11 protein-coding genes are annotated in these 11,899 nt (G+C 52.9%); 7 read left to right on the forward strand and 4 right to left on the reverse strand.

The window, feature by feature from the left end:
* Positions 1-8: 8 nt before the first annotated feature.
* The 4 genes from Q4D83_RS09315 to Q4D83_RS09330 all read left to right on the forward strand — a co-directional run bounded on the left by Q4D83_RS09315 (position 9) and on the right by Q4D83_RS09330 (position 5,094).
* Positions 9-983 (forward strand): glucose-6-phosphate dehydrogenase assembly protein OpcA, encoded by a 975-nt coding sequence (locus Q4D83_RS09315; protein WP_303174964.1) that lies wholly within the window; start codon positions 9-11, stop codon positions 981-983.
* Between the two features lie 17 nt (positions 984-1,000).
* The gene (pgl, locus tag Q4D83_RS09320) at positions 1,001-1,702 is read left to right on the forward strand and encodes a 6-phosphogluconolactonase (RefSeq protein ID WP_303174966.1); all 702 of its coding nucleotides are present in this window, start codon (positions 1,001-1,003) and stop codon (positions 1,700-1,702) included.
* A gap of 477 nt (positions 1,703-2,179) precedes the next feature.
* Positions 2,180-2,794 carry a hypothetical protein gene (locus tag Q4D83_RS09325; RefSeq protein WP_303174968.1) on the forward strand — a complete coding sequence of 205 codons (615 nt, stop codon included), beginning with the start codon at positions 2,180-2,182 and terminating at the stop codon, positions 2,792-2,794.
* 662 nt (positions 2,795-3,456) lie between these two features.
* Positions 3,457-5,094 carry an ABC-F family ATP-binding cassette domain-containing protein gene (locus tag Q4D83_RS09330; RefSeq protein WP_303174969.1) on the forward strand — a complete coding sequence of 546 codons (1,638 nt, stop codon included), beginning with the start codon at positions 3,457-3,459 and terminating at the stop codon, positions 5,092-5,094.
* Between the two features lie 112 nt (positions 5,095-5,206).
* Here Q4D83_RS09330 and Q4D83_RS09335 read toward each other — a convergent pair whose 3' ends face one another.
* The 4 genes from Q4D83_RS09335 to Q4D83_RS12065 all read right to left on the reverse strand — a co-directional run bounded on the left by Q4D83_RS09335 (position 5,207) and on the right by Q4D83_RS12065 (position 9,202).
* Entirely contained in the window at positions 5,207-5,629 is a 423-nt protein-coding gene (locus Q4D83_RS09335) for an ASCH domain-containing protein (protein ID WP_303174970.1), read from the reverse strand.
* 955 nt (positions 5,630-6,584) lie between these two features.
* Positions 6,585-7,298 carry an ABC transporter ATP-binding protein gene (locus tag Q4D83_RS09340; protein WP_368502211.1) on the reverse strand — a complete coding sequence of 238 codons (714 nt, stop codon included), beginning with the start codon at positions 7,296-7,298 and terminating at the stop codon, positions 6,585-6,587.
* Between the two features lie 121 nt (positions 7,299-7,419).
* Positions 7,420-8,526: an ABC transporter permease gene (locus Q4D83_RS09345; RefSeq protein ID WP_303174974.1), complete on the reverse strand. Its 1,107-nt coding sequence runs from the start codon at positions 8,524-8,526 to the stop codon at positions 7,420-7,422.
* A 472-nt stretch (positions 8,527-8,998) separates the two neighbouring features.
* Entirely contained in the window at positions 8,999-9,202 is a 204-nt protein-coding gene (locus Q4D83_RS12065; RefSeq protein ID WP_368502209.1) for an aminotransferase class V-fold PLP-dependent enzyme, read from the reverse strand.
* A gap of 679 nt (positions 9,203-9,881) precedes the next feature.
* Here Q4D83_RS12065 and Q4D83_RS09350 point away from each other — a divergent pair.
* The 3 genes from Q4D83_RS09350 to Q4D83_RS09360 all read left to right on the forward strand — a co-directional run bounded on the left by Q4D83_RS09350 (position 9,882) and on the right by Q4D83_RS09360 (position 11,887).
* The gene (locus Q4D83_RS09350) at positions 9,882-9,962 is read left to right on the forward strand and encodes a hypothetical protein (RefSeq protein ID WP_303175129.1); all 81 of its coding nucleotides are present in this window, start codon (positions 9,882-9,884) and stop codon (positions 9,960-9,962) included.
* 166 nt (positions 9,963-10,128) lie between these two features.
* Complete coding sequence (locus Q4D83_RS09355; RefSeq protein ID WP_303174975.1) at positions 10,129-10,407, forward strand: hypothetical protein; 279 nt, start codon at positions 10,129-10,131, stop codon at positions 10,405-10,407.
* Positions 10,408-11,191: 784 nt separating this feature from the next.
* Positions 11,192-11,887 carry a hypothetical protein gene (locus tag Q4D83_RS09360; RefSeq protein WP_303174977.1) on the forward strand — a complete coding sequence of 232 codons (696 nt, stop codon included), beginning with the start codon at positions 11,192-11,194 and terminating at the stop codon, positions 11,885-11,887.
* Positions 11,888-11,899 lie beyond the last annotated feature (12 nt).

Consider the following 11,899-nt stretch of genomic DNA (forward strand, 5'->3'; position numbering starts at 1 on the left):
AGGCAACCATGATCTTTGATCTCCCCGATACCGGCACCCGGGAAATAGCCCGGCAGCTCGTTGCCATTCGGGAAACCGGCACCCAGGTGGCCACCGGCCGCGTGCTCACCCTCATCGTCGTAGCCAACGCCGACGACGATATTGAACAACTCGTCGACTGCCTCACGGTGGCGACGCGGGAACACCCGTCCCGCGTCCTGCTGCTCATCGCCGACGGCACCAACGGCGACACCGAGTCCCGCCTTGACGCCCAGATCCGCATGGGCGGCGACGCCGGCGCCGCCGAAATCGTTGTGCTGCGCCTGCAGGGCGAAGTCGCGGACCACATGGCCGCGGTGGCTACCCCCCTGCTTTTGCCCGACACCCCCATTGTGGCGTGGTGGCCATCGATCGCGCCCATGAACCCCGCGGTGGATCCGATCGGCCACATCGCGCAGCGCCGCATCACCGATGCTCGCTTCGACCCACCGGAAGATTCGATCTACCGGCGGCGCACCCAATACACTCCCGGCGACTCCGACATGGCGTGGGCCCGCATCACGCCGTGGCGCGGCATTGTCGCCGCCAGCCTCAACCAACCCCCCTATAAAAAAATCATCGACGCAGTGGTCCACGGCCCCGCGGACAGCCCCAGCGCCGACCTCGCCGCGGGTTGGCTAGCCGATCGGCTCGACGTGAACATCGTCCGCGAATCCACCCCGCAGGACATGATCCCCCGTGACGAATCCGGCAACGAATGCCTCCCCGTCCTCCGCGTAGACCTAATCCGCGACGACAACTCCACGATCACCATCACCGTCCGGGACTCCCAAACCCTCGCGGTGCAGGTACCAGGGCATACAGAAGCCCTCGTCGCGCTCGGCCCCCGCAGCACCGCGGATTGCTTGGCCGAAGAACTCCGCCATCTCGACCCCGACCGCGCCTATGCGCGCGCCCTCCGCGGACTTTCCCGCGTCCGCTACGTCGACGCATTCGAACACTAACCCGCCTGAGGAACCCCATGGTCACCGTCATCCCCGTCCCCGATCTCGAAGAACTTACCACCCGCGCGGCCGAACACACCCGCGACGTCATCAGCGCCGCACAAACCGCCGGCGACGGCTACGCCCGCATCGTCCTCACCGGCGGCGGCGCCGGCATCGGCACCTTACGCAAACTTCGCGAACTAGACAACGTCGATTGGTCCCGCGTCCACGTCTTTTTCGGAGACGAACGCAACGTCCCAGCATCGCACTCAGATTCGAATGAAGGCCAGGCCCGCGAGGCATTGCTCGACCACGTTGGCATCCCCGAGGAACACATCCACAGCTGGCAGCTCGGCGAACTGCCTCTCGACGCCGCCGTAACAGCCTACGCCGAAACCCTCGCCGAATTCGCACCACAAGGCTTCGACCTACACTTCCTCGGCATGGGGGGAGAAGGCCACATTAACTCCCTATTCCCCCACACCGCCGCCGTCCGCGAACAACAAGCCCTCACCCTCGCCGTCACTGATTCCCCGAAACCTCCAGCCGAACGCGGCACCCTCACCCTGCCCGCCGTCGCCCAAGCCAACCATGTGTGGCTCCTCGTCAGCGGCGCCGAAAAAGCCGAAGCCGCCGCCCAAGTGATCGCCGGCGCACCTGCTGAAGACTGGCCCGCCGCCGGGGCACACGGCAAACAAGAAACACTCCTGTTCCTCGCCGCCGACGCGCAACGCTAGAAACACTCAGCTTTCATCAACCGCGGCGCCGGCATACTGCGGCGCACTCAGGGACAGACCCACTACATCAAGGGGTGGGCCTGTTTGGCCGACCTTGGCACCTGCGGGTCACGCCGCCCCGAATGTAAACCGCTTGTACAGTGAATGCGCACAGGTGGCCCGTGGGCGCCATCCGCCTCCGCAGCAACAGGCGCCCCGAGAAAAGCACTACATGTAGAATCTGTGAATCTTGTGTAACTGTTAGATTTCGATTAGAATTGGCGTCGCTATTGTTCATCGATTGACATTGGAGGATTTCATGTCCTGGTTCTTGGATTTCCCGTTCGGTAGCTACGCCTGGCACTGGTGGTACGACGTGGACGTCGAAGGTCTGCTTGACATCATCGCCCCGAAGATTGCCGTGTAACAGCAACTAAGGCACACAAGGGTTCTTTTCTGAAACACCCAGAAAAGAACCCATTTACTATTTGAACAACAATGAAACCGCACTCGCAGCAGGGCATCGCTCAAGCAACCGGTGGCACCTATTCAGACGCCGCTAGTTCTGAAGGTTTAACGGCATCCTTAACCACAGCCACCACCCGCACAGCGGTCAGCTTCCAGTTGCCTGCGCAACGGGTGGAGTTTTCCGCCGATACAACGAAGGCGCCATCATTAGACGTTGGCACCTTGGATAATTCCGCCCACTATCACGCGGAGATTACAACACCCGAAAACGAAAACGCCTACGCCAAAATTACAGTTCCGGAAGGCCACTGGCTCCACGTTGGGTTTAATACCGTACCGCCCCTTGGCACCAAAACATTTTTAGAGGATCATTACGGTATCAGTTTCTCCGCAGGAAACTGTACTGGTGACATTGTGAGCGCAAGCGACCTCACCATCGCCGCAGTCCCAGCCCCAACTGAAGCTGGCGATGACACCATTGAGGCCGAAATTGTGGAAGGTGAAACCCAATGCCTCGTCGTTCCCATCAAATGGGGCCAAGCGCAACCGCCACCGAGCCAACCGAACGCACCGAGCCAGCATCGGACAACAACCAAACCAACTGGCTACTGCCCATTGACATCGGGGCATTCATTCTCGCCCTGATCGGAATCGGGATTACCATCATCATCCGCAGGAAATAGCCAAACCTATACAAACTGGTCGACCGCTGGACGCAAGAACCGACCTGCATGCAGGTGCAATCAGTGAACGTGCTGCCGCGCGCCCACCACCTGACGTTCTGCCCGCACCCCAGCATTATCGACGCGAACTGAGCTGAATACGATCAGCCTGAAACCCTCTCATCCCGCGAGAGCGACACCGGTTTTTCAGCATTAGAGACGCTAAACGCAAAGAGCACTCGGGTTGGAATTGGAACTCCACCGAACTCACAATCGAATACCTGTTGAAGGCGGGAATTTTGGCGACAACGGGACCCAATAGCCCGTTCAATTCGCCGATTTAGCACCGCAAACACACCCATGGTCACGGTGCCTTACCATTCGTGTTCAACGAAAAGCTGGGCGGACGGGTCGATTTCAAAGCCGATCGCACAAACGGAACATTGCTCGTACAACAACGCACGCGGGAGCTCGACAGCCCAAGCGTGGCCCCGGCCACTGAGCCGCCAAAACGCATTGTGTGGTAAAAATGGCACCATCGACTGATGGTTGGGATAAATGACAAGGTGGTTCCGGTGTTCATGTGATCTCCACTCAGCACCGCTGAGACGCGACCGCAGCTAGCTCTACGCCCCGGAGATCACCGTGCCCGCAATTGTGCTCGAAAACGCGTCATTTTCATACGGTTCCCAAACAATCCTTGACAACGTTAGTATCCACGTTGGAAACAGGGAACGCGCCTTCCTCATTGGCCCGAACGGAATTGGCAAATCCACGCTCTTAAAAATCGTTTCTGGTGACTTGCCGCCTGATTCTGGGAGGATCGTTTCCAGCGCAGCTGATTCGTACATTCCGGATCCAGAATCGTTTGACGGGACTATAGGCGAATTCCTTGATGCAACGCTCGCGCCATTCAAGCAGCTAGTTGCCCGGTTCGAGCAGCTTACGGCCGCCCTGGCGGCCGGCAAGACAGGAATCGAATCTGAGTACGACAAAGTTCTTACGCGAATGGGAGCGCTCGACGTATGGTCATTGGACGCCCGTGTAAAAACAACGCTCAACGGGCTCGGTCTAGCGGAGCTCGCTGCATCAAATGATGAGCGGGATCTTGGTAGCCTATCGCCTGGGCAACGGGCGAGACTGAAATTAGCCGCAATGCTTGTTGTGCGCCCTCACGTACTGATACTTGATGAGCCAACAAACCACCTAGATTCCCAGGCAATCAACTTTCTGACCCAAACTATCAAGAACTGGGAAGGCCCCATACTAGCGACGAGCCACGACCGGGCCTTTATCGAAGACACCGCAACCACAATCTACGATATGGACATCACAGTCTGGGCGGAATTGGCAAGGGCCGACGGCCAAGAGATTACCGGCATATACAAAAACACCGGAAACTACACTGACTACTTAGCCGCAAAGGCAGCCGCTCAAGAACAACACCGGCAACTACACGCCATGCAGCAGGAACAAAAACGCCGGATACGCAAACATCGGCACGACAGCATGAAAATTGCCCAGGGCGGGGTTCGCGTAGAAACCGCGACAGGCATTGAGAAAAAGTTCTTCGCAGACCGAGCAGCTGCAACATCGGTAAAACGAACCCGCAATGACGATGTCCGGCTTAAACGCCTCGAAGCGCACGAAGTCCGAAAACCCCGTAACTACCAGCTGAAATTCCCCGCCCAAGATCCAAGCTTTGGGGCAGGACTGGCAGTAACAGCGCGTCAAGCAACTGTGTACGGTCGGTTGAAGCCGGTGAGTTTCGATCTGGATCGAGGCGAACACCTACTACTTACAGGGAGCAATGGGGCAGGCAAATCAACCCTGCTGAAATGTATTGCCACCGGCGCTCCACCTAGTTCCACGAACAGCGACGGGACTATCACCCGTATAGAAACAATCGGCTACGTCCCGCAACATCTTCCCACCGAACAGGATCCTGGGTTTAATGCAAACATCTGGAACAGCGGTATTGGTGTGCAAGGCAAAGGAATACTGCATCCTTCATTGTGGACAACCCCAATTGCACACCTGTCTGCCGGAAATCAACGCCGAGCCCAACTCGCAATCGCACTCTCAAGCCACCCTGCCCTACTCGTTCTTGATGAACCCACGAACTACCTCGACCTCGACACCATGCAAGCCCTAGAAGAAGCACTACGCAACTGGCAAGGAACACTCATCGTAGCCAGCCACGACCGCTGGCTCATCGAACACTGGCACGGCCGACACCTCCAACTCACAGCTTGGAATACAGCAGAAACAGCAAGAAGTTAGCAGAGCTCAGCAGGCAACAATCCACATCGGGTCTTAACGGCCCGCGCGCAAACCAACGATTCCGGCACCACCCTAGTGGTGAGATATATAGGGCAGTTACTCAAGCAACCTCTTAAGAGGTCAAGGTTGGGTAGCGCGAATCAACAATAAAACGCTGGCACACAACCTGAGTATCGTCACCGATATCCAGAGCCCCAACGCTGTCGACATACTGCGGTGAGTTCCAAAACCGCTCATGCTCGACGCGCCAGGCGGATGCGTCGGTGTATCCCTCGCCCTCTGCGGTGGCATGGGCATCATCGACATCGGCCAGTCGGCACACGCGAATCTCCGTTGTACGGATAACACACACTACGTTGTCGTATGAGTCGACAACAGCCTCGAGGGCTCCTACCTCATCCTGCAGGTCATAACCACTTGGATACTCGACCAAGAGGGATGAGGTCGCAGTTTTCACCTCAGAAAGGATCGCCGACACCAAAGCATCCCGAAGCGGCCCCGGGAAACCGAACTCTCCACGAGGCAACTCAGACACAGGTCTTAATGATTCATCGGCCACCTGTTCACCCTACTTCAACAGCCATGTCAACGCTCAGCCGCACTACCGAATCGGTGTGCATCGGCCACCCAGACGAGCTCAACGGCCTGATTGAAAGCAGTAACAAGCAGAAATCTTATCCAAAAGCGGAGAAGCGTTCGCGGTAATCCTGACTTCCATAACTGTTTTGTGGATTGTTGGGTGTCGCATTTCCGACCTGGTGGTTTGTTGTTACGGTGGTGCATTTTGGGGGTGAGTTTTTAAGTTGTGCGCAAAGTCCGTGGCCGCACCGTTGTGTTGTCCCATATGGGTACTGCGCATGATGATCTGATTTTGCATACGTTGATTGACAAGACTGAGGGATTTTTGGGATTAGACGCACAAATGAGTCTGGATACGCTGTGTCTGATGGTTTACGTGCGAGTGATCCACAGGAATGTCAGAAAACCAACCGCAAGCCGCATTCACACCTGAAGCGAGGTATTCTGAAAGCTCAATTGCAAACCTTTAGGCAATTTTAATCTTTTGAATTTACGGCAGTAAAAACTCCAGCGGTGTAATGATCCTATCATCATCTTCTCCTGTTACATGCTTCACCATTCGAATTATTGAAACTCCTCTGACAAGACCAGCGAGAGTTTAACACCAGTACCTTCAGTTGACCTAGCCGCAATGCGTAAAGAATTCAGCAAACCAACAATAACAGATGGAACACCTAGATCAATCGCTGATGAAATACTACATTGCTCGCACGAATAACAGGTAACGAATCAAAACTGAATCCTCACCTCGCGAAGCTACTACACTTGAATGTACCACCTCAACTCCGGCACGTTGATGCAACTCAAGCTTAGTAAGATGACACACCTGCCATCAATTTAAACTTCAACATTGGGTTCTTGTTGAATTGCGCCTAAAACCACATAAATTTCACATTCGATCAACAACCAAGCTACGAATTGAAATCAGATTGATCGCCGACTCTTAATACGCCGTCTTCAAGCACGACTAGCCTATCTGCGATTTTGGAAAGCCGTACGTCGTGGGTAACAATTACGACTCCAGCACCTTCATTCCGTGATGCTACCACCATTTGTTTAATGACGGCTTTACCAGCTTTAGAATCAAGATTTGCGGTAGGCTCATCTGCCAAAATTAACCGAGGACCTAACGCTAGGGCACGAGCAATAGACACGCGTTGCTTTTCTCCACCTGACAGGTCTGTCGGTCGTTTAGAAAGGTGATCTTCAAGCCCAAAATATGCAAGCAATTCAGCTGCACGCGCATTCGCAAACGTAGATTTCACTCCCGCATAACGCATCGGCAGCGCAACGTTTTCTTGCGCTGTCAGCGAATTCATAAGATTGAAGTGCTGAAATACAAATCCTAGATTAAGCAACCGCATCTTCGCACGATCAACTTCACGCATCGATGCAGTATCTTCCCCATTTATTCGGACGACTCCCGATGTCGGCGTGAGTAACAACCCCATCGAAAGCAACGCTGTTGTCTTTCCACCACCAGAAGGCCCTACAACCAGGACTATTTCGCCAACATCTACCCTTAAATTGAGTTCCCTAACTGCATAAACTACATTTGAACCTGTTCCATATTGATGTTTAAGGTTTTCTACTTCGAGGACCGGACCTTCAAAGCGCGCGGTAATCGGTCGAGCGCAACGCGGACATTTACTTAAAGTTAATCGCGATTTAATGCCCTCGAATGAACAACCACATACAGGACACGTATTGATCGGTAACATATTGTTCCTGTTCTAGAAAATACTTTTATTGACGAAATGCCGCGGCTGGATCTAAACTTGCAACTCTACGCGCGGGCACTAAACATGAAAGGATAGCCATAACTACTGACCCAATTGCCATAGAGATTACTAAGTCAATTGGAATTGCCACCACAACATCTCCCACCCGTCCCTGAATTAACCGCTGCACTAAGTAAGTAGCCCCAACCCCAAGTACGTATCCTCCAATTCCCAATATGAGCGCTTGGATAATAACAATAAAATACAGCTGCTTTGGACGCACTCCTAATGCACGCAAGGTACCGAACTCATGCATTTGCTCACTGGCAACGCTTAACACCGATAGCGCAATAAGTGCGAGGCCAACTATGACACCAATGAGGATCATTGTAATGAGCGGCCTGCCGACCATTGAGCGGACTATTTCTCTACTATTTTCAGAAAATTCCTGTGCAGTTAATGCATCTACTCCGTCGATATTGCGGTTGATAGCGTCTCGCAATTCCTCCTTGTTGACTCCGCTTGAAGGTTCAGCAAGTACAAAAGAAAGACGATTACCAGCACGTAGTTGCGTTGCAGCCGCATCCGCTGAAATAAACGCATAAAAATTTCCTACTGCAGCCGTCTCTTCAGATAGCCCCACAACGGTGAATTCTTCATCTATTAGAGTCACACGATCGCCGAGTTGAATGTTATTTTTCTTCGCTAAAACACTGTCGAGAACTGTCTCATCAGAATTTTCAATATTTCGACCATCCGCAAGAGCCCAAGGCCCACCGTCCGAATTATTTGGATCATAACCAATCAGGTAGTAAGCAGTTTGCGTTCCATTGTGGGCAAACGAAGACGGTACTCCCAAAATACTTGAAACACTTCCGGCCTCAGGAAGCGCTGAAATTTTGTCTTCAACTGTGGCGTCGAGCCAAGAAACAGAACGAAACATTTGATCAACTCCGGGCTGCACCACCCAAACTTTATCGTCGTGGTGATCGATGTATGTTGTTACTTGTTTCAGAGTCCCTATATAAATTCCTGACATCACTAAAATAAGTATGACTGCGAAAGTTACACCAAATAATGAAGTCAAGAATCTTGACCGCTCATTGATGAGATTTTTTACTGCAATGAGCATCTCACCACTCCTTCAATATTGTGTTCCTTGTCAGTGAAAGCCCGCTACCGTTCCCAACCGAACGAGATACGTATCGCTGACATCAAAATGTCTTTATCTAATCCCATAGCCGACAATACATGAGACGATCCTTTTCCGAAAAGTGACAAGTTGACCCAGTACTTACACTGATTCCCAATAAATCAAGATTTTCTGCCACGGTGGCTTCGCGCAGCCGCGGGATTAGAATGCGCAATGGCTCAAACAGTGTTGGTGCATTTGAGATGCGACGCACCTCAAATAATAGACGAGAAGTTCTATCATCCCAATGTCCTCGAAGCCTTCGAAGGTGATGACGACTGGCTGGAGTTAATTCGTTATTCATGCATTGCTGTGCTACAGCAGCAATAACACCTCCTACGTTTTGGGTGCCTGCACGAAAACCATTTTCATGGGATTCCCCAGTGATTAAAGCACGCAAGGCTAGACCAGGTCAAATCCGTAATGCACCCACACCTCTTGGTCTACTAAATTTACGTGCGGAAACGGCCGGCAAATCCGCATCTATATTTGGTAAATGCAATTTGCCTGCAGTTTGAACTGTATCAACAAACTTAGGTACGTCGCGCCCCAAAAAGAGTTCTGCAACCTTGTGCAGAGGTTGAATCACATCAGTCTCATTGTTGGGTTGCCGCATACACACCTATCGTGTGTTCGAGTGAAGTGCGTTTGCCACATGATTAGGAGAACTGACCCCATTTGATTGTAGGTTAACCAACGTTTCCGCAACGCCGGCCTACACCATCCTTTGAAGCATACGCAACGCTGCTGAGTGTTCAATACCGGTTACTACCACTAACGATTGGGTCCACGACTCTTCGAGCGAACCAAGAATCCCTAAATAATAGATTCTGTCCCACCACTGGTAAACACTACTTCGTCGTTCTCGCCGAGTAAACGGCTAGTCATTTGCCAAGCATCAAACAAAAGATTAGCAGCTAAACTTCCATCCGGCTGTGTCTGATGGTTTGTGTGCGAGGGATCCACCACTGGCACCGAAGGATAAATCTTCAATGAACTTCATGGCGAAGCACGACGCGGGTGACCTTGCACGGATCAAATCTATCGAAGTGTGGCTGCTGGCGAATCCTTCAACTTGCGTCATTGATTGATGATCTTGCTATTTCCACGCACGACACAGGCGATTTAGTCCGGGGTTTGTGTGCCATGCATCAATGAACCGTGGGCTGCAGGCGGAAATGGATGCCCCATGTCGGCTATGAGCAAACCGATTTGCGAAGGCACAGCGGCGGTAGACGCGGATCATTCCCGAAAATGGTTCCTCCAAGAAAAAAGTCGAATCGATTGACGGTACGTTGGACATTCACATTCCACGGGATCGTGATGGTTTGTGCTCGCCGCAGATGGTTTTTGGAGGGCAGCCGCCGGCTGACTGACTTCGACGATATGATTGTCGGTTTGTGGCAGCCGGCGGTATGACCGTCCGAGATATCCAACACCACCTCACTACAAGCTTGCGGGTGGATATCTCGCCGGATACCATCTCCGCAATCACCGATGCGGTGCTTGAGGGAGCCTTGGTCTGCCAGCAACGTGAGCTTGATGACCTCTCACCCGGTGAGCTTCCTCGACGCCCTACGGATTCAAGTCCGCGACGGCGGACGCATGATGAACCCGCATCATGAATATGGCGGCTGCCATATTGCCATCGGCATGAATATGGGAGGTATCAAAAGCACATGCCTTAGGACCATGGATCCCCAAACAGGGCGCTTGGTTTTGGGCATCGGTGTGCGCTTAAACGTGTCAACCGAGGCAGCCAAAGGACGTCTTCATCGTTTGGCTTTGATGGGCTCAACGGCTTTACAAAAGGCCATGTGAGGCGACCTGGCCGAAGTCGATGGTGCAGACATTCAGTGGTCCATCTCATCCGGGCGGCCACCCGATAGGTGTCCTCCACCGACCGCAGGAGGGGCCACCAAGCAACTCCGGGAAATCTACAACGCCCCCAAGTGTCGATGAAGCCAACACCACGTGACAGCGGTTCGAATCCAGCGGCGTTGGGAAAAAATATCCCCAATCCGTCAAAGCCTAGCGCCACACCTAGGACCGATTCATCCCGTTGTTGAAAATTCCCGCCGGAAGCAAGCAAAGTTATCGTGTGCAATTCCCCAATCACGATTCGGCAATCAACACACTTTCGCTGATGATCTGCACTATCGAAGATCGACGCGCCACACCACACAAACAAGAACACAACAACGCGTTGCTGCTACCGTCGGCCGACTCGTTGAAGGTCGAAAAGTCCCTCAATGGAAACAGGCTATACACCACATGGCAGTGGCCTACCTCGACCGCTTCGAACCATACATTGAGCACCCCGAACTACCCCCATTTTCAACTCCCACACACAAACAACCTGACACGCTTCAAGGCGAGGTTGTTTTCCGAGGCCCCATCCCGAACGATCGTGCTGGTGGGCACTCAGTTCAAGGGCCCACCCCACTGCTGATGAACCCGGAAGCGCTAAATCACACGTGCTCTACCACTCCCGTTCTGGTACTATTAATCCCGAAGCCTCGGTGGAGCGCTATCTGTTGGAGTAATCCGGCAGGTATTCTCGCCGAGGCATTGATGTTTCTCTCCAGAGACGAAGGGGGTTGGCGTGCAAATTGGCTCCACATGGGTGCAGACATGGTTGTCTACGCCTCGGTGGAACTCATACCTTGTAGCAGCGGATAGTGATACGAAGTTGGCGCTTGAACTGTACGAATGGAACCTGCGTCTAGCCCAAGCCGTCATGCATGATATTTCACACATTGAGGTTGGCATTCGTAACATTTACGACCAAACACTTACAACCTATTGGGGAGGGGAAAACCACTGGCTATTTGATACCCACTCACCAGTTGTTATCCCCCTTATTCGTTCAAAGAATGGGCGACAGCTTGATCTAAATACGAGGAACCGGAGGAGCATCGACGAAGCAAGGCGTCGCGTCCGAAGTAAGTCTCCAGAACCAGGACAAGTGATAGCCGAGCTACCTTTTGGATTCTGGCGGCACCTCACCAATGCGGCCCACGAGAAGACGCTGTGGGTGCCCTACCTCAACCACGCGTTCCCTAAAGGCACCAACCGCAAACAAGTCGAACGTGGACTGGCTTTGATCAACCTTGTACGTAATCGTGCTTCTCATCACGAACCACAATTTTCTCCCACTAGGTGCGAAGAACTCATTAGGGCCAACAAAGCCATCGTTGATCTGGCTGCTATGCTGCTTCCGGAATTAGCTGATCATATTCATAGCACTAGCACCGTGAAAGAAACACTAAACAATCGACCGCATCAGCCCTTGCAATAGTAGGAGCATTCG

This window comes from Corynebacterium sp., assembly GCF_030532715.1.
In the GTDB taxonomy this organism is placed as follows: Bacteria; Actinomycetota; Actinomycetes; order Mycobacteriales; family Mycobacteriaceae; genus Corynebacterium.